The organism is Hydrogenophaga sp. SL48, from assembly GCF_021729865.1.
In the GTDB taxonomy this organism is placed as follows: Bacteria; Pseudomonadota; Gammaproteobacteria; order Burkholderiales; family Burkholderiaceae_C; genus Hydrogenophaga.
This window is the reverse complement of sequence record NZ_CP063400.1, coordinates 4,721,928-4,738,137: the sequence shown is the minus strand read 5'-3', so window position 1 is coordinate 4,738,137 and position 16,210 is coordinate 4,721,928. Positions and strand designations below refer to the sequence as shown.

Genomic DNA, 16,210 nt, shown 5'->3' with positions numbered 1-16,210 from the left:
GGGGTGACGCCGAAGGCGGCGCGGGGGGGTCAACAATGCACGGGGATCAACAAATCCTCGGCAACTGTTCCCCACTCAGCCAGTCCACCACCCGCCGCCCGCCGAAGCGCGTGGCCATCTGCACGAAGTGGTGCGGGTCGGCCGTGACCTCGCCGATGCGCGCCGCGTCCTGCCCCAGCGGGTGCGCGCGCATCGCGGCGAGCACCGCGTCGGCCGCCTCGGGCGCCACCACCGCGATCAGCTTGCCTTCGTTGGCGACGTAGAGCGGGTCCAGACCCAGCAGCTCACACGCCGCGTCCACCTGCGGCTTCACGGGAATGGCGGCCTCCCGCAGCAGCATGCCCACGCCCGACTGGCGCGCCACCTCGTTGAGCGTGGTGGCGAGGCCCCCGCGCGTGGGGTCCCGCAGCACGCGCACGGCGCCCGGGGCTGCGGCCAGCATCGCGGCCACCAGGGTGTGCAGCGCGGCGGTGTCGCTTTCGATCGTGGTCTCGAAGGCCAGCGACTCGCGCTGCGAGAGCACGGCCACGCCGTGGTCGCCAATGCTGCCGGAGAGCACCACCACATCGCCGGGCCGCGCGTTGCGCCCGCTGATCGACACACCCGGCGGCAGCACGCCCACGCCGGTGGTGCTGATGAACACGCCGTCGCCCTTGCCCTGCTCCACCACCTTGGTGTCGCCCGTGACCACGGGCACACCGGCCTCGCGCGAGGCGGCGGCCATGGACTTCACGATGCGCTGCAGGTCAATCAGCGGAAAGCCTTCTTCGATGATGAAGCTCGCGCTCAGGTACAGCGGCTTGGCGCCACACATCGCGACGTCGTTCACCGTGCCGTGCACCGAAAGGCAGCCAATGTCGCCACCGGGGAAGAACAGCGGCGAGATCACGTGACCGTCGGTCGCCATCACCAGCCGCCCTTCGGCGGGGTCGAAGGCCGGCAGCGACAGCACCGCGCCGTCATCGCCCTGGCGCAGGAATGGGTTGTCGAAGGCCGCGAGGAACAGCTCCTCGATCAGCTGCGCAGCGGCCTTGCCGCCCGCGCCGTGGCCCATGTCGATGCGGCCGTGTTTGATGTCGAGCGGCCGGATGTAGTTCTTTTTCACCGGCCTGGGCGCGGGCGCCTCGCCGCCGCCGGCTTCGTGAATGTCGGTTCTCATGGAGTGGCCTCCTCGATGACAGGGGCGGTGGCGGCGACGATGGGGATGTCCCTGAAGCGTCCGTAGGTGTAGTGCGCGGCGCAGGCGCCTTCGCTCGACACCATGCAGGAGCCGACCGGGTTTTCGGGCGTGCAGACGGTGCCGAAGATCTTGCAGTCGGTCGGCTTCTTCACGCCGCGCAGGATCGCGCCGCACTCGCAGGCCTTGTTGTCGGCCACGGGCGTGTAGCTCAGGTCGAAACGGCGCTCGGCGTCGAAGGCGGCAAAGGCCTCGCGGATCTTGAGCGCGCTGTAGGGCACCTCGCCCAGGCCGCGCCACTCGAAGCTCGGCCGCAGCTCGAACACCTCGGACACCAGGGCCTGGGCCTTGAGGTTGCCCTCGGGCGTGACGGCGCGGGTGAATTCGTTTTCCACGTGGGCTCGGCCCTCGTTGACCTGGCGCACCAGCATCAGGATGGCCTGCATCACGTCCAGCGGCTCGAAGCCGGCGATCACCACCGGCTTGCGGTATTCCTCGGCGAAGTGGTCGTAGGGCGCGGAGCCGATCACGATGCTCACGTGCGCCGGGCCGATGAAGCCGTCGATGGGCACCGTGCCGAGCTGGCGCACCTCGGGCGATTCGAGGATGTGGGTGATGGCCGAGGGCGTGAGCACGTGGCAGCACAACACGCTGAAGTTGGCCAGGTCCTCGCGCGCCGCGTCGCGGATGGCGAGCGCCGTGGGCGGCGTGGTGGTCTCGAAACCGATGGCGAAGAACACCACCTCACGCTGCGGATTCGCGCGGGCGATGGCCATGGCGTCGGCCGCAGAATAGACCATGCGGATGTCGCCGCCGCGCGCCTTGGCCTTGATGAGCGAGAGGCTGTCGCTGGCAGGCACGCGCATGGTGTCCCCGTAGGTGCAGACGATGGCGCCGCGCTCCAGCGCGAGGCGGATCGCGAGGTCGATGCGGCCGATGGGCAGCACGCAGACCGGGCAGCCCGGGCCGTGGATCATGCGCACGTTGGACGGCAGCAGTTCCAGCACGCCGTAGCGGCTGATGGCGTGTGTGTGGCCACCGCAGAACTCCATGAAGCTGTAGCGGCGGTCCGGGCGGGCTTCGGCGGCGATGCGTGCGCCGATCTGGCGGGCGAGGTCGCCGTCGCGGAATTCGTCGATGTATTTCATGAAAGGACCTCCGCCCCCACGCTCCCCACTTCGTGTGGTTCGCTGCCCCCCAAGGGGGCTGACCCAGCTTGGGGCGGCCCGGCGCTGGGTCCCTCCTCCCCGGTCGACTGCATCTCGGCGAACAGCGCCAAGGTGCGTTCGGCCTCTTCCGGGTCGATGACGCCAATGGCGTGGCCCACGTGCACGATCACGTAGTCGCCCACCTGCACACCCTCCACCAGCGCGATGGAGATCTCTTTGCGGATGCCGCCGAGGTTGACCACGGCCTGGTCGTTGGGGCGCAGCTCCACCAGCTGGGCGGGAATGGCTAGACACATGGTTCGGTCTCTTTCGTGGGTTGTTCTTGTGAAGTGATCGCGGCCAGCTGCCGGGCCGCGACCCAGGCCTGGCCGAGCGCGAGGCCGGCGTCGCCGCAGCCTTTGTCGAGTGGCCGGTGCACACGCAGGTGCGCCACCTGCAGACGCTCGGTGATCCGCTCGCGCAGGATGCGGTTGAAGAAGCAGCCGCCGCCGAGGCACACGTCGCGGCTGCCGCGTTCTTGGGCGGCACGGACAGCCCACTCGGCCAGCGCATCGGCCAGCGCGAGGTGGAAGCCCGCGGCCGCAGCGTCCACGCCATCGGGGCCGGCGTCGAACAGCGCGAGCATGAGGCCGCGCAGGTCGAGGCGGTTCTGGGCGTCGATGACCGCGCCGGGCAGCGGCGCGGTGTGGGGGTGTTGGGCGAGCCAGCGCGCGGCGGCGGCTTCGAGTGCGATGGCGGCCTGGGCCTCGTCGGTCTGGCGCACGCTCAGGCCCAACGCACCGGCCGCCGCGTCGAACCAGCGGCCGGTGCTGCTGGTGACGGGGCAGTTCAGGTTTTTGGCCAACATCTGCTGCACGACTGACGCCACGGCCTCACCGACTTGCGGCGCGAAACGGGTGGTGATTTCATCGCCTCTGCCGAGCGCGTGCAAGGCGCTCGCCGCCATGCGCCAGGGCTCGCGCGCGGCGCGGTCGCCGCCGGGCAAGGCGAGGGGCGTGAAGTGGCCCAGGCGCTGCCAGTTCGCGCCGTCCACCCAGAGCAGTTCACCACCCCAGGCTTGGCCGTCTGTGCCCAGGCCCACACCATCGAGCGCGAGGCCAATGACGGGGCCTTCGATGCGGTGTTCGGCCACCACGGCCGCGATGTGTGCGTGGTGGTGCTGCACGCCGATGGCGGGCACGCCGAGCGTGGCGGCGAGCTGCACCGCGAGCTGGGTGCTGAAGAAGTCCGGGTGCAGGTCGTGCGCCACCGCCGCGATGGGCGCGCCGTGTTCAGCCAGCAGGGCCTGCACCGAAGCTTCGAGTGCGGCGCAGGCCGCCGGGTCGCTGAGGTCTCCGTGCACCGCCGACCAGACCGGCGGGCCATCCACCAGCAGGCAGGCGGCGTTTTTCAGCCAGGCGCCGCAGGCGAGCACGGTGGGCAAAGCAGCGCGGTTCATCGTTGGCCCAGAGTCAATGCGTGGCGTCTGCAGACAAGGCTGCGCGGGCTTGCGCCAGCTCGGCTTCGAGCTGTGCCACACGATCACGCAACGCAGCTTCAGACGCCGAAGGCGCAGGTTCTTCGTGGTGGTGATGGCCTTGGCCCATGGCGTGGTCGAGCCAGTGCAACCAGGCGTCCATGCCTTCGCCCGTGGTGGCCGAGAGCTGAATGATTTCAATTGTCGGGTTCACACGCCGGGCAAGCTCGATGCAGCGCGCCACGTCGAACTTCACGTGCGGCAGCAGGTCGGTCTTGTTGAGCACCATGAGCGATGCCGCAGCGAACATGTCGGGGTACTTGAGCGGCTTGTCTTCGCCCTCGGTCACCGAGAGGATGGCGACCTTGGCGGCCTCGCCCAGGTCCCACACGGCGGGGCAGACGAGGTTGCCTACGTTTTCGATGAACAGCAGGCTGTGCGCACCGTCATGGTGGTGGTGACCATGCCCGTGATCGTGGTGGTCGTGGTCATGGCTGTGATGGCTGTGATGGCTGTGATGGCTGTGATGGCTGTGATGGCCGTGATCGTCGTGGCTGTGCAGCTGCGCAAAGGCCTCGCTCACCATGGGCGCGTCGAGGTGGCAGCCCTTGCCGGTGTTGACCTGGATCGCGGGCGCGCCGGTGGCGCGGATGCGGTCGGCGTCGAAGCTGGTTTGCTGATCGCCTTCGATCACCGCGACGTGCAGGCCGGGCGCGTGCTTTTTCAACGCTTCGATGGTCGCGCACAGCAGCGTGGTCTTGCCCGAGCCCGGGCTGGACACGAGGTTGAGCGCGGTCACGCCGTGCGCTTCGAAGTGCGCACGGTTCTGCTGGGCCACGCGGTTGTTGGCGCCGAGGATGTCGGTCTCCAGCTTGATGGCGCGGGCCTGGCTCATGCCGGGCACCGACACGCGGGCCGCGCCGGCACCGAAGTGCAGGTCGCCGTTGCCAGGGTTCACCTGCACCACGCCGGCCTCGCCCGCGTGGGTCTGGATATGCCGGGCATGGCCCGGGCTGTTGTCACTGCATCCACACACAACACACATGGTCTGTCTCCTGGTTCATTCAATCATCACTGACTTGCATGTCAATCACACGCAATTCCATGCCGCCCGTGGGTTGCAGCTGGTAGCTGCCGCAACCCGGGCAGGCGTCGCCGCGCTGGTGGATGGCCACGGTCTGGGCGCAGCCCATGCACCAGGCCTGGCCGGGCGGTTCTTCAATATCGATCACAGCGCCCTCCAGCACGGTGCCGGGCGCCAGGCTCTCCAGCGCAAAACGCAGGGCGCGCACGTCCACCCCCGCGAGCTGGCCGGCTTCGAGCCGCAGCGACAGCAGGCGCGAAAACCCTTCGCTCACCGCCGTGTCTTCGACCAGCTGCAACACGCCGCCGGCGAGGCTGGCTTCATGCATGGTGTGCCTCCTTCGAGGTGGGTACACCGTGCGCCACGTCAAACGGCACGCAGGGGTCGAACGCGGCCATGAGCAGGCGCACGCGGCGCTCCACGGTCGCGGCGGGTTCGGTGGCGTTCAACCCGGCGATGTGTTGGGCCACCACACCCTGCGGGTGGAAGTTCCATTCGGTCGGTGCGAGCACACGGCAATCGGCCGCGCGCGCGCCGCCATCTGCGCGGTCGATCTCCACCTGGTGCACCAGCAGGCCACGCGCCATCTCCACCCAGGCCATGCCCTGGTGCGGCCCGGTGTTCAGCGACCCGAAGGACAGCCAGGCCGCGCCGCCCTGCCCTGGCGCATCGGGCTTGCAGAGGCGGATCAGTTCGGCGATGCGGCTGCCCAGCAGCGCCCAGGGCGTGAGCGGCAGGCCGCCGGGCAGGTCGTTCAGGCGCGTCCAGTGGCCGGTGTGGGCCGGGGCGCCGTGCCACAGGGGGAGCAGCGCGAAGCCGGGCGTGAGTGCCAGCGCAGCGGACAAACTGCGTTGGCCCACAAGGTCTGCGTGGGCACGCAAGGCCGTGGCCGGGTCCAGCAGGGCCGCCGTGTCGGCCTCGCGCGCGACGCGCAGCAGCGTGGGCAGCCAGCCGGTGTGGCGGTGGCTCCAGTCGAGCAGCCAGTCGGCACCGCAGGCCTGCCAGGCACGTTGCCAGGTGGTGGCCGGCATCTGCAGCAGCTGATCCTCCAGCCAGGCGAGCGTGGCGGGCCAGGGGTCGGCTGCGGCGGTGGGCGCGAGCAGCGGACAGGCCTGCAGGGCGGCCTGCGCCAGGGTGGCCCACGACCCCTGCGCGTCGGTGGCCAGCAGGCGCGGCCAGTCCAGGCCGATGCGGCGGATGTGTTCCTGCGCGGTCTCGGTGCGCAGGCGCTGCGCCACCTGCGAGGGCGCGGGCAGCAGGCCGGGCGCGGCGGCCTCGATGGCGAGCTGCGAACACAGGCGGTGCGCGTGGCTGCAGAGGTTGAACAGGCTGGCCGTCAGGCCGGGCAAGGCGCTCGCGGCCTGCCCGCGTGCGAGCCTTGGAGCCCAGTCCTGGCGGCTGCTCTGCAAGGCCAGCGGCAGCGGCGCGCCCGGCGCCACGCGCAGGCGGCCGGCCAGCGCGGACAGATCGTTCACCGGGGTGACCAAGCTCATGCGGATGCTCCCGCGTCCGGGCGGCGGGCCATGAAAAATCCGCGGCGCGGCGGCAGCGGCTCGGCCGCCACGGGCGGCACCGCGTCGGGTTCGGGCTGGGGACGGACCAGCGCCAGCGAAGCCTGCGCGGTCTCGCGCGCCAGGTCCTGGCCGGTGAAACCGTTCATGGGGGAGAACAGCGCACAGGTCTCGTGGTAGCCGATGGCGGGATCGTGTGCGCCGATGAAATCAAAGCGTTCGCTGCCGAAGTTCCGCACGAACTTGCAGCCCACGCGGTGGCCGTGGGGGAGGTTCATCGAAGGCAGGCGCAGCAGGCTCATGAACCAGGGCGTGATGAGCACCCCTTCGGCCACGGGCTCGGCGCCCTCTTCTCCTTCGGCCCACTCGAAGCCGACCGCCTCCACGCACAGGGCCGGGTTCAGCAAAGGGATGCCCACCATGCGCTCGGTCTGCACGTGGCGGTAGAAGTCCACCAGGGTCTGCACGCGCATGTCCAGCACACACCGCAGCGCCGGCTCTGCCGGGCTGCTGGTGAGGTCCCCCTGCAAGGGGGAAGACGCGGAGCGGCGCAGGGAGTTCATCTCAATCCTCCAGCATCAGGAACTGCTCGGCATCGCCATCGCAGTTCGGGCAGCGCCAGTGCGGCGGCAAGTCGGCGAACGGTGTGCCGGGGGCGATCTGCCATTGCGGGTCGCCGAGCGCCGGGTCGTAGACCCACCAGCAGATCTTGCATTCGAGGCGCGAGCCGGGGCGCAGCACATCGCGGTTGCCCAGGTACGAGCCTTCGAAGCCCTCGAATCCGTTGGAGAGGTCCGCGCCGGCCATGTTCACACCCCTTCGAGGTAGGTCACCACGTCGAGCAGGCGCTCGTGCGAATCGCGCAGGTCTTCGGGAGCGGCCATGGCCACCTCGGGCATGTCCACCACCTCGACCGTGTTGAGGATCACCTTGTCCATCGAGTTGTAGTACACCACGCGCCAGCAGTTGGGCAAGCGCGTGTTGGAGATGCGGCAGTTGCCGTAACCGCGCGAGAGCATGAGCACGCGGCCGGTGCCCAGGTGGTGGTCGAGAAAGCCGATGTCTTCGGGCGTGACCGGCAGCAGCGTGAGGTTGACCACGTGCGAGACCTGGCCGGGTTTCCATCCCGCGACCTGGTCGCGGATCTCTTCCACCAGCAGGGGCGCGTTCTGCACGTTGGGCGGCAGCGGGCCGGCCCACTGCGGCATGCTGCCCTGGGGCCACACATCGTCGACCGCGATGGCGCGCAGCAGCGCGGGCACCGGGCCGACCTCGATCACGTCGTCGATCAGCATGCGTTCGCCGTCCACCGTGCGGAAGGTGATGAGGCGCCACACGCCCGCGAGCACCGCCTCCTGGATGCGCACTTCGAGCGCGCCGTCTTCTTCGCGCACCAGGGCGCTGGCCTCGCCCTCGCCCATGATCTGGTTGACCAGCCGCAGGTCGGCCGCGGGCAACGCGGTCAGCGACACCTGGCCGCCCGGGCCGCGCTCGGCCGTGCGGTCGAGCAGCGCCAGCACCTGGTCCAGCACCGCGCGGGCCGCGTCGCGACCGGCCAGCTCTTCGGGCTCGGGCAACACCGGCGGGCGGTAGGTGTCCATGTCCTTGGGCATGGGCAGGTAGTCCAGCGACTCGTCTTCGGACTGGGTGCCCGGGCCGAGGGCGACGAGCGGAATGGGGAAGTCTTTCATGGGGTGTCCTTGGTGGTCTGTGGGGTTCAGTGGCAGCTGCTGTCGCTGCTGGCGCCAGCGCCGCCCTGGCTCACCACCGGGATGCCGATGGTGGGCGGGCGCGAGGGCGGCATGGTGAGCGCGGCGGCCACGCCGTTCAGGTACACGTCCCAGTCCTGCATGCCGGCGATGGCGGTGACGTACTGGCCGTCGCGAAAGAACAGCAGCGTGGGCCAGCGTTGCGAGCCGTAGCGGCGCGCCACCGCGTCCTCGTTGTCGCGCGGCACCACGGCGATCTGGAAGCGGTTGGGGAAGCTCTTCATCAGCTCGGGCAACACCGCCGCCACGTCCTGGCCTTCGGGGAAACGCACCGGGTCGCCGGCGAGCAGCACGACGCGGTCACCGCCGCCCGCGCTCCAGGCGGCCACGGTGGTCTCTTCGACCCAGGCGGCACCGAAGTCGCGCGCCAGACGCATCACCAGCGGGGGCGCGGGGTTGGTGTCGGGCACGGGCAGCGCAAAGGCACGGCTGGGGGTTTCTGTGGCAGTGTTCATGGGGTCTCCTGAGTGAAGTTTTAAAGCTGACCGGAGAGCTGTTTCAGCTGTTCGGCCGTCATCTGGGAAGGCAGGGTGAAGCCCGCGTCGCCGCTGGCATCGAAGCCCTGCATGGCGCCGAGCACGAGGTCCAGCGCGGTGTTGACTTCAGCGGCGCGGGTGGCGTCGATGCGTTCGCGCGCGTCGCCCAGGAACACCAGCAACCAGTCGCCGGGCTCCAGCGGACCGACCAGCGCCGTGGTGACACGGCGGCGCTCGCCGCGGCCTTCGCACCAGGCGTGGCCGGGCTCGGTGGTGGTGACCTGCATGGGCAAACCGATGCACATGGCTCAGGCTTCCTTGGGCATGAAGCGGTCGTCGCCGATCCGGCAGGCCGCGTCGGATGCGGGCCGTTGGGTTTCGTAGGCGGCCAGCGCGAGTTCGTCCAGGGTCACGGCCTCGCGTTCGCCCAGCGGCGTGCGGCGCGGTGCGGGCTCACCGCCCCAGCGCGCGATCTGGTCCACGCCCAGGGCCAGCGCCTCTTCCATCGCGGCCTTCACCACCGGGCGCAGGCTGCCGCCGTAGTCCTCCAGCTCCTGCGGCTGGCAGCCGATCAGCAACACGTTCGTCGGGTACTTGCCGGTGAGCTGCGCGAGCGACAGCACCTCCTGGAAACCGGTCTGGTGCAGGCTCATCTTCTTGGCGCCCATGAAGCGCGGCACGGCGTCGTCGCGCACCTGCTTCAGGGTGCCGGGTTCGAGGCCGTAGTCGATGGCGTCGAAGATCAGCAGCGCGTCGGCCGCCTGCACGTGCTGGATCAGGTACAGGCCCTGCGTGCCGCCGTCGATGAGCGAGACGTGTTCGGCGAACTCGAAGCGGCGCTGCAGCGCTTCGATGCAGCGCACGCCAAAACCTTCGTCGGCCCAGAGCAGGTTGCCGATGCCGAGCACCACGATGGTCTGCGGCTGGGCGGGGGTGTCACCACCGGGGTGACAGGTGGTTTCAGACGGAAGAAGGCTCATGGTGGGTGGTCCCGTCAAGCGGTCAGTGGGAGGAAGAAGGCGTCGGCGCGCACAGGCGCTTCCAGGCGTGGAAGCTGTCCCAGGCAGCTTGGTGCGCAAGCCAGAAGCCGGCGTCGATGCCGAACTGCCGCGCGCAGCGGATGGCGGTGTCGGGCGACATCGCGCGCTGGCCGTGCACCAGCTCGTGCAGCCGGCGGCGCGACAGGCCCAGCACGCGGGCCGCCTCGCTCTGGCTCAAGCCCAGCGGCGCCAGGCAGGTGCGCGCCAGCAGCCGCCCCGGGTGCATGGGCGTGCGCACCGGCACGCCCCGCGGGGGGATGGTCCAGCTGGCGGCGACCGGCTTCATGACTTCAGTCTTTAAACGTTCTGCGGCCAGAGATCATGGTCGAGACGATGCTCTGCCGACCCATGATGTCCTCGCGGATCGCGGCGTACACGTGCAGCGTGATGAAGATGATCAGCGCCCACATGCCCAGGTGGTGCCAGGTGTGCACGTCCTGGCTCTGGCCCATCAGCGGGATCACCCAGCCGAACATGCGCTCCTGCCACGAGCCCATCTGCGCGCCTTCGCCGTAGAGCGCGAAGCCGGTGACGATCATGAAGAGCGTGAGCATGAGGAAGCCCGAGAACATGGCAAAACGCGCCAGCGGGTTGTGGCCCACGTAACGGCCCGGCCTCGGGATCAGGAAGGCGTACCACTTGAGCATGGTGAGCACCTCGTTCCAGTAGGCCTTCTGGAAGACCGGCACCCAGAACATTTCGCGCGCGTGGTGGTTGCCCACCAGCGCCCAGTAGGTGCGACCGATCAGGCCCACGGCCAGCAGGTAGCCCGCCGTGAAGTGCGCGAAGCGGATGTAGCCCATGAGGTAGTGCGCGCTGGCCTCGCCCGGCATGGTCGGCAGCGGGCTGCCGATGAAGTAGCCGGTGAGCGCCAACACGGTGATGGACGCCGCGTTGATCCAGTGCCAGAGGCGCACGGGCGCTTCGTACACATAGACCGACTTGGTGGTCTGGCCGTGCGAGACGGCGCTTTCGTCGATGCCGGTGGCGTCGATCAGTTGTTCGGATGTGGTGGACATGGTGGCCTCCAGAAAACGGTTGCCGTGGATCGGGGTGGCCGTCAGGCCGCCAGCTGACCGAAGAGCACCAGGCCTGCTGAGCCCAGCAGCACGCCCAGGCCGCTCAGCGCCCAGCCACTGCGCTCGACCAGCGCGCGGCGGATGCCGAGACCCGCGACCACGCCGCCAACGTGCAGCGCGGCCGTGGTCAGCAAAAAGCCTGCGGCATAGCCCGCGAAGCCCGTGGCCGGTGTTTCAGCGCCGTGCGCCAGGCCGTGCAGCGAAGCCGCCGCGGCCACCAGCCCCAAGCCAACGGCCGCCGGCATCGGCTGGCGGGCCAGCACCAGCATGGCGCCGAACAGCACCACCGACAGCGCCACGCCCTGCTCCAGGAACGGCAGGCTCACGCCCGCCGCGCCCAGCGCCGCGCTCGCCACCAGCGCCAGCAGAAACGTGGCGGGGCCTTGCCAGGCCTTGCCTTGCGGCAGGGCCGAGACCGACCACACGCCCACGGCGACCATGGCCAGCAGGTGGTCCAGACCGAAGGGGTGAACCAGGCCCTCCATGAGGCTGTGGGTGCCGTGACCGGTGTGGGCTTGCGCGGCGCCGGCCAGACCGGCCAAGAGCGCAGCGGTGGCCGCGCGACGGATGTTTTTCGATTGCATGTCTTTCTCCTTGTATTGACGACTCATTGCATCAGATGACCCTGTGGGCGGCGCCGGAGCGCGTGTCCCACCCAGGGCACCCGTGGAACCGGCTTTGCCGGGCCACTGGGTGCGTCCCCCCTCTGGGGGGAAGACGCGAAGCGGCGCAGGGGGGGGTCACCGGACGGTCACTTTCGCCATCTCCTGCCCGTCTTCGCTCATCACGTGCGTCGAGCAGGCCAGGCAGGGGTCGAAGCTGTGCAGCGTGCGCAGGATCTCCAGCGGCTGCTCGGGGTTGACCATGGGCGTGTTCATGAGCGAGGCCTCGAAGGCGCCGATCTGGCCCTTGGTGTCGCGCGGCGAACCGTTCCAGGTGGTGGGCACCACGCACTGGTAGTTCTCGATCTTGCCGTCCTTGATCTTGATCCAGTGGCCCAGCATGCCGCGCGGTGCGGCGACCGTGCCCACGCCCTTGGCTTCTTTCGGCCAGGTGGACGGGTCCCACTTGTCGGCGTTGACGGTGCTGGTGTCGCCGGCCTTGATGTTGCCGATCAACTGCTTGAAGTCGTCCATCATCATCTCGGCGGCGTACTGGCTCTCCAGCGCACGGGCCAGGGTGCGGCCGATGGTGGTGGGCAGCAGCTGCTTGAGCGAGAAGTTGGTTTCCGGCAGGCCCAGGGCCTTGGGGATGGCGCTGTTGATCGCCACCGCCGCGCCGTCCACCTGCTCCTTCACGCGCTGGCAGTATTTGTTGCCTTGCATCGCGTGGGCATAACCCAGGATGTAGCGCGACAGCGGGCCGACCTCGACCGCGTGGCCGCGCCAGCGCGGGCTCTTGATCCACGAGTACTTGGCGCTTTCGTCCAGGTTTTCGATCTTGGTGCGCGTGCCCTTGAAGTTCGGGCCTTCGGGGGCGTAGTTGGCTTCGGTGACGCCGTCCCAGGGGTGCAGGCCCTTGGTTTCATCGCCGTACTTGTACCAGCTGTGGCTCACGAATTCCTGCACCTGCTCGGGATCGCGCGGGTCGATGGCGTGGATCTTGTCCCAGTTGCCGTCGAGGATCACGCCGCCGGGCAGCTGGTGCGTGCTGTGGTCATAAGGCACCTTTTCGTAGGTGCCGTAGTCGGCCACGTTGGTGGCGCTCAAACCACCGCCGTACAGCCAGCCGGCGTTCTTGTAGATGGTGCCGATGGCCAGCACGTCCGGGATGTAGACGTTGTTGTTGAAGTCGATCATTTCCTGGATGCGGGCCTGCACGAAGTTCAGCCGCTCCATGTTGATCGGGGCGCCGGCCGCGCCGTTGCCGTCGAGGTTGATGGCGCAGGGCACGCCGCCCACCAGGTAGTTGGGGTGCGGGTTCTTGCCACCGAAGATGGTGTGCACCTTGACCCACTCTTTCTGCAGGTCCAGCGCCTCCAGGTAATGCGTCACGGCCATCAGGTTGGCCTCGGGCGGCAGCACATAGGCCTTGCTGCCCCAGTAGCCGTTGGCGAACGGGCCGAGCTGGCCGCTCTCGACGAACTTCTTCAGGCGGTTCTGCACGTCGCGGAAGTAGCCGGCCGACGACATGGGGTGCGCGGGCGACACCATCTGCTGCAGGTCGCTGGTCTTCTTCGGGTCGGCCTGCAGGCAGGACACGACGTCGACCCAATCCAGCGCGTGCAGGTGGTAGAAGTGCACCGCGTGGTCGTGCACCTGCAGCGTCTTGGCCATCATCTCGCGGATCAGGTGGGCGTTCAGCGGAATGCGGATGCCCAGCGCGTCTTCCACCGCGCGCACCGAGGTGAGCGCGTGGCAGCCGGTGCAGACGCCGCAGATGCGTTCCACGAAGGCCCAGGCGTCGCGCGGGTCGCGGCCTTTCAGGATCACCTCCAGGCCACGCCACATGGTGCCGGTGGACACCGCGTTGCGGATGACGTTGTTGCTGTCGAGATTGACCTCGCAGCGCATGTGGCCCTCGATGCGCGTGACCGGGTCGACGACGATGCGCCGGCCGGTGTTGTCCATCTTGAAGCCCTGTGTTTCGTAAGCACCCATGGTGTTCTTCCTCGTGTGTCTGGATCAGCTGTTGGTGGACGCCGCTTTGGCCTCGACGGCCTTGTCGCGGGCGCGCTTGGCCACCGAGATGGCGGCGTGCGCCGCGACCGCGGCACCGACCACACCGGCCGCCGTGCCGCCGATCTCGTCGGCGTTGGCTTCGATGCCGAAGGCGTGGATGTCGGTCAGGCGGTCGTAGAACGAGCCCTTGTCCCAGAAGCCGTCTTCACTGCAGCCGATGCAGCCGTGGCCGGCCTTGATCGGGAAGCTGGTGCCCTCGTTCCACATCACGGTGGAGCAGGCGTTGTAGGTGGTCGGGCCCTTGCAGCCGACCTTGTAGAGGCAGTAGCCCTTGCGCGCGGACTCGTCGTCCCAGGTCTCGACGAACTGGCCGGCGTCGAAGTGGGGGCGGCGGTAGCACTTGTCGTGGATGCGCTGGCTGTAGAACATCTTCGGCCGGCCCTGGCGGTCCAGCTCGGGGATCTTGTCGAAGGTCAGCATGTAGGTGATCACGCCCGTCATCACCTCGGGGATGGGCGGGCAGCCCGGCACCTTGATGATGGGTTTGTCGGTGATGACCTTGTGGATCGGCGTGGCCTGCGTCGGGTTGGGCTTGGCGGCCTGCACGCAGCCCCACGAAGCGCACGAACCCCAGGCGATGATGGCCTTGGCGTCTTTCGCCACGTGCTTGAGCTTCTCGATGAAGGGCTTGCCCGACTGGATGCAGAACATGCCGTCTTCGTTCAGCGGCGGGTTGCCTTCCACGGCCAGGATGTACTGGCCCTTGTACTTGGTCATGATCTCTTCGAGGATCGCCTCGGCCTGGTGGCCGGCGGCAGCCATCAGGGTGTCGTCGTAGTCCAGGCTGATCATGGACAGCACCACGTCCTTGGCCAGCGGGTGCGCCGAGCGGATGAACGATTCGGTGCAGCAGGTGCATTCCAGACCGTGCAGCCAGAGCACCGGCGTGCGCGGCTTGGTTTCCATGGCGTGCGCGATCTGCGGCACGAACGAGGGCGCCAGCCCGAGCGAGGTGGCGGTGAGCGAGCAGTACTTCAGAAAGCTGCGGCGCGAAATGCCCTTGCGGCGCATCACCTCGTAAAAGGTTTCCATCATGGGGTTGTCTCCGTTGGCTGGTGTGGGGCAGAACCGGGCCCCGCCGTTGCAGGCAGGTGTGTGACCGTTTGCAATCGCCAGGCCACGATGGGCCAACCAAGGGAAAACACCAACAGGCCTCTTCAAGCCCTTGTTTCACAACAATTTTTTACAGAGACCATCGCCCTCTGGCGACTCTCCCTTGCCGGGAGGATCAGACAATCTTCCAGTTGACCGGACAAACCGGAAACCATTCATCCACTCGGGCGCCGACCGATCACCGGGCAACAGGCGAAAAAAAACCGACCCTTGTGAGGTCGGTTTGTGATCAGTTGCATCTCTGGGGACGCTGAAACAATGTTCTAGTTGGACGGGGTTGTCTCCTCGGTCCCCCGCGGTCACCGGTGCTGGGCACCGTTCGCGAGTGACGGAAATATAGCGGCCCGCACCAGCCCTGTGCATCGGGGCTTTCCCTTGGGTGTCACGGGACTTCGAGGCCCTGCTCGCCACGCGTGCAGCGAAACCGCCGCACCGCCCCTGGCCTGAAATCCCTGCCATGGTGCAGGCGGGCGCCCCCGGCAGCGCTCGCGAGGCATGGCACGGGAAATGCAGATCCCGGCCTGTCGTTGGAAAAGGAAAACCCATGTCGCAAAACGAGGCGTTTGCCGCCGCAGCGCACCTGCATGTGCTGCTCAGGCGCAAGACCGGTCGGGTGACCGACACCGAGTGGATGGTCCACAACCCTGAGTACGCGCAGGCCATCGTCCGCTTCGCGCGGGACAAGGCGAGCGAAGACGGGCACGACGACCTGCTGCCGCTGGCCGAGCGCCTGGAAGCCCTGGTGCTTCCGGCACGAAGACCCGCCGCGCCGCCGGTTCCGCTGCTGACGGTGATCGAAGGCAGGCTCAAGGCGCCATCGACCGCCGCCGACCTGGAAACCCGCTACATCGGCCGGCTGCGCTGACCCCCCGTCAGCGCATCACGCGAACCGCTCCAGCGGCGGGCACGAAGCCGTCGTGTCCACCAGCCCGAGAGCGCGAGGGGGTGGTCAGTGGGTCGGCTGTGCGTGATCGAGCGCGATGCCCATCGACAGCTCGGCGCGCAGGCCACCGCGCTCGGGGTCGGCCACCAGGCGGTCGGGCACCAGCGTCGACACGTCGCGGGCGGCGCCGAAGCGCGGCGGGCGCAGGCTGGGTGGTGCGGGCGGCGCCAGCGCCCACTCCTCGGCCGCGCCCACGGCCAGCGCCGGCATCAGCAGGCAGGCGTCGGCGCGCGCGATCACGTGGCGCCCGTCGTTGAAATAGACCTGCAGGACCACCGGCACGGTGTTGTCGCGGTAGCGGCCCGGGTACACGGTGTGAAAGCACACATGGCCGTCGGCGTCGCTGAGCTGCATGCCGCGCATCATGGCCACGGCCCTGAGCTCGTCGTCGCCGGCGTCCAACAGCCAGCAGCAGGGGTCGTAGTGCCAGATGTAGACCGCCGCGCGCTGGATCGCCTGGCCCGCGCCGTCGTGCAGTCGCAACGCCAGGGTCAGCGCCACGCCCAGGCCCGGCGGCGCCAGGTCGCTGCGCAGTGCGGGCGACGCGTCCACGAACTCGGGCAGCGGGTAGGGGCGGCGCGTGGGCCGCACCTGCAGCAGCGGGACCTCGGGTTCGGGCTCGACCTCTCGACCGGGCGGGAGGGCGGTGGGCAGGACGGTGGCCATGGGGTGCATGGGCCGCATTCTGTTCAGCGCGTGTGAACCCTGTTGC

At 68.8% G+C, this 16,210-nt stretch carries 20 protein-coding genes; 1 reads left to right on the top strand and 19 read right to left on the bottom strand.

Annotated features, from left to right (window positions below; all coding sequences use genetic code 11):
* Positions 1-46: 46 nt before the first annotated feature.
* From hypE to IM738_RS22390, 18 genes are all read right to left on the bottom strand, one after another.
* Positions 47-1,159, bottom strand: coding sequence for a hydrogenase expression/formation protein HypE (hypE, locus tag IM738_RS22475; RefSeq protein WP_236963252.1), 1,113 nt, complete (start codon positions 1,157-1,159; stop codon positions 47-49).
* Positions 1,156-2,325, bottom strand: a complete 1,170-nt coding sequence (hypD, locus tag IM738_RS22470; RefSeq protein WP_236963251.1) for a hydrogenase formation protein HypD — start codon at positions 2,323-2,325, stop codon at positions 1,156-1,158. Before hypD ends, hypE begins: the two co-directional genes overlap by 4 nt.
* Positions 2,322-2,642 carry a HypC/HybG/HupF family hydrogenase formation chaperone gene (locus tag IM738_RS22465; protein ID WP_236963250.1) on the bottom strand — a complete coding sequence of 107 codons (321 nt, stop codon included), beginning with the start codon at positions 2,640-2,642 and terminating at the stop codon, positions 2,322-2,324. Before IM738_RS22465 ends, hypD begins: the two co-directional genes overlap by 4 nt.
* Positions 2,633-3,784: a Kae1-like domain-containing protein gene (locus tag IM738_RS22460; protein WP_236963249.1), complete on the bottom strand. Its 1,152-nt coding sequence runs from the start codon at positions 3,782-3,784 to the stop codon at positions 2,633-2,635. Before IM738_RS22460 ends, IM738_RS22465 begins: the two co-directional genes overlap by 10 nt.
* A gap of 13 nt (positions 3,785-3,797) precedes the next feature.
* Positions 3,798-4,847, bottom strand: coding sequence for a hydrogenase nickel incorporation protein HypB (gene hypB, locus IM738_RS22455; RefSeq protein WP_236963248.1), 1,050 nt, complete (start codon positions 4,845-4,847; stop codon positions 3,798-3,800).
* Between the two features lie 19 nt (positions 4,848-4,866).
* The gene (locus IM738_RS22450) at positions 4,867-5,214 is read right to left on the bottom strand and encodes a hydrogenase maturation nickel metallochaperone HypA/HybF (protein WP_236963247.1); all 348 of its coding nucleotides are present in this window, start codon (positions 5,212-5,214) and stop codon (positions 4,867-4,869) included.
* Positions 5,207-6,379 carry a hypothetical protein gene (locus IM738_RS22445; protein WP_236963246.1) on the bottom strand — a complete coding sequence of 391 codons (1,173 nt, stop codon included), beginning with the start codon at positions 6,377-6,379 and terminating at the stop codon, positions 5,207-5,209. Before IM738_RS22445 ends, IM738_RS22450 begins: the two co-directional genes overlap by 8 nt.
* Positions 6,376-6,960: a [NiFe]-hydrogenase assembly chaperone HybE gene (hybE, locus tag IM738_RS22440; protein WP_236963245.1), complete on the bottom strand. Its 585-nt coding sequence runs from the start codon at positions 6,958-6,960 to the stop codon at positions 6,376-6,378. Before hybE ends, IM738_RS22445 begins: the two co-directional genes overlap by 4 nt.
* 1 nt (position 6,961) lies before the next feature.
* Positions 6,962-7,204, bottom strand: a complete 243-nt coding sequence (locus tag IM738_RS22435; protein ID WP_236963244.1) for a rubredoxin — start codon at positions 7,202-7,204, stop codon at positions 6,962-6,964.
* Between the two features lie 2 nt (positions 7,205-7,206).
* Entirely contained in the window at positions 7,207-8,088 is an 882-nt protein-coding gene (locus IM738_RS22430) for a hydrogenase expression/formation protein (RefSeq protein WP_236963243.1), read from the bottom strand.
* A 26-nt stretch (positions 8,089-8,114) separates the two neighbouring features.
* Positions 8,115-8,621 carry a hydrogenase gene (locus tag IM738_RS22425; RefSeq protein ID WP_336886533.1) on the bottom strand — a complete coding sequence of 169 codons (507 nt, stop codon included), beginning with the start codon at positions 8,619-8,621 and terminating at the stop codon, positions 8,115-8,117.
* Positions 8,622-8,641: 20 nt separating this feature from the next.
* Complete coding sequence (locus tag IM738_RS22420) at positions 8,642-8,947, bottom strand: HypC/HybG/HupF family hydrogenase formation chaperone (RefSeq protein ID WP_236963242.1); 306 nt, start codon at positions 8,945-8,947, stop codon at positions 8,642-8,644.
* A 3-nt stretch (positions 8,948-8,950) separates the two neighbouring features.
* Positions 8,951-9,622 carry a HyaD/HybD family hydrogenase maturation endopeptidase gene (locus IM738_RS22415; RefSeq protein WP_236963241.1) on the bottom strand — a complete coding sequence of 224 codons (672 nt, stop codon included), beginning with the start codon at positions 9,620-9,622 and terminating at the stop codon, positions 8,951-8,953.
* A gap of 22 nt (positions 9,623-9,644) precedes the next feature.
* The gene (locus tag IM738_RS22410; RefSeq protein ID WP_236963240.1) at positions 9,645-9,968 is read right to left on the bottom strand and encodes a HigA family addiction module antitoxin; all 324 of its coding nucleotides are present in this window, start codon (positions 9,966-9,968) and stop codon (positions 9,645-9,647) included.
* A gap of 4 nt (positions 9,969-9,972) precedes the next feature.
* Positions 9,973-10,701 carry a Ni/Fe-hydrogenase, b-type cytochrome subunit gene (gene cybH, locus IM738_RS22405; protein ID WP_236963239.1) on the bottom strand — a complete coding sequence of 243 codons (729 nt, stop codon included), beginning with the start codon at positions 10,699-10,701 and terminating at the stop codon, positions 9,973-9,975.
* A gap of 41 nt (positions 10,702-10,742) precedes the next feature.
* Entirely contained in the window at positions 10,743-11,345 is a 603-nt protein-coding gene (locus IM738_RS22400; RefSeq protein ID WP_236963238.1) for a HupE/UreJ family protein, read from the bottom strand.
* A 156-nt stretch (positions 11,346-11,501) separates the two neighbouring features.
* A complete protein-coding gene (locus IM738_RS22395; protein WP_236963237.1) occupies positions 11,502-13,361 on the bottom strand; it encodes a nickel-dependent hydrogenase large subunit in 1,860 nt (619 codons plus the stop codon).
* Positions 13,362-13,385: 24 nt separating this feature from the next.
* Positions 13,386-14,474, bottom strand: coding sequence for a hydrogenase small subunit (locus tag IM738_RS22390; RefSeq protein ID WP_236966385.1), 1,089 nt, complete (start codon positions 14,472-14,474; stop codon positions 13,386-13,388).
* 625 nt (positions 14,475-15,099) lie between these two features.
* Here IM738_RS22390 and IM738_RS22385 point away from each other — a divergent pair.
* Entirely contained in the window at positions 15,100-15,420 is a 321-nt protein-coding gene (locus IM738_RS22385; RefSeq protein ID WP_236963236.1) for a hypothetical protein, read from the top strand.
* A gap of 84 nt (positions 15,421-15,504) precedes the next feature.
* Here IM738_RS22385 and IM738_RS22380 read toward each other — a convergent pair whose 3' ends face one another.
* On the bottom strand, positions 15,505-16,173 hold the full coding sequence (locus IM738_RS22380; protein WP_236963235.1) for a hypothetical protein: 669 nt from the start codon (positions 16,171-16,173) through the stop codon (positions 15,505-15,507).
* Positions 16,174-16,210: the final 37 nt, after the last annotated feature.

Coding starts and splice junctions, on each gene's coding strand:
- IM738_RS22415 (WP_236963241.1), bottom strand. CDS start 9,622: ATGAGCCTTCTTCCGTCTGAAACCACCTGTCACCCCGGTGGTGACACC.
- hypD (WP_236963251.1), bottom strand. CDS start 2,325: ATGAAATACATCGACGAATTCCGCGACGGCGACCTCGCCCGCCAGATC.
- cybH (WP_236963239.1), bottom strand. CDS start 10,701: ATGTCCACCACATCCGAACAACTGATCGACGCCACCGGCATCGACGAA.
- IM738_RS22385 (WP_236963236.1), top strand. CDS start 15,100: ATGTCGCAAAACGAGGCGTTTGCCGCCGCAGCGCACCTGCATGTGCTG.
- hypE (WP_236963252.1), bottom strand. CDS start 1,159: ATGAGAACCGACATTCACGAAGCCGGCGGCGGCGAGGCGCCCGCGCCC.
- hypB (WP_236963248.1), bottom strand. CDS start 4,847: ATGTGTGTTGTGTGTGGATGCAGTGACAACAGCCCGGGCCATGCCCGG.
- IM738_RS22435 (WP_236963244.1), bottom strand. CDS start 7,204: ATGGCCGGCGCGGACCTCTCCAACGGATTCGAGGGCTTCGAAGGCTCG.
- IM738_RS22445 (WP_236963246.1), bottom strand. CDS start 6,379: ATGAGCTTGGTCACCCCGGTGAACGATCTGTCCGCGCTGGCCGGCCGC.
- IM738_RS22380 (WP_236963235.1), bottom strand. CDS start 16,173: ATGCACCCCATGGCCACCGTCCTGCCCACCGCCCTCCCGCCCGGTCGA.
- IM738_RS22410 (WP_236963240.1), bottom strand. CDS start 9,968: ATGAAGCCGGTCGCCGCCAGCTGGACCATCCCCCCGCGGGGCGTGCCG.
- IM738_RS22420 (WP_236963242.1), bottom strand. CDS start 8,947: ATGTGCATCGGTTTGCCCATGCAGGTCACCACCACCGAGCCCGGCCAC.
- IM738_RS22450 (WP_236963247.1), bottom strand. CDS start 5,214: ATGCATGAAGCCAGCCTCGCCGGCGGCGTGTTGCAGCTGGTCGAAGAC.
- IM738_RS22395 (WP_236963237.1), bottom strand. CDS start 13,361: ATGGGTGCTTACGAAACACAGGGCTTCAAGATGGACAACACCGGCCGG.
- IM738_RS22465 (WP_236963250.1), bottom strand. CDS start 2,642: ATGTGTCTAGCCATTCCCGCCCAGCTGGTGGAGCTGCGCCCCAACGAC.
- IM738_RS22390 (WP_236966385.1), bottom strand. CDS start 14,474: ATGGAAACCTTTTACGAGGTGATGCGCCGCAAGGGCATTTCGCGCCGC.
- hybE (WP_236963245.1), bottom strand. CDS start 6,960: ATGAACTCCCTGCGCCGCTCCGCGTCTTCCCCCTTGCAGGGGGACCTC.
- IM738_RS22460 (WP_236963249.1), bottom strand. CDS start 3,784: ATGAACCGCGCTGCTTTGCCCACCGTGCTCGCCTGCGGCGCCTGGCTG.
- IM738_RS22425 (WP_336886533.1), bottom strand. CDS start 8,621: ATGAACACTGCCACAGAAACCCCCAGCCGTGCCTTTGCGCTGCCCGTG.
- IM738_RS22430 (WP_236963243.1), bottom strand. CDS start 8,088: ATGAAAGACTTCCCCATTCCGCTCGTCGCCCTCGGCCCGGGCACCCAG.
- IM738_RS22400 (WP_236963238.1), bottom strand. CDS start 11,345: ATGCAATCGAAAAACATCCGTCGCGCGGCCACCGCTGCGCTCTTGGCC.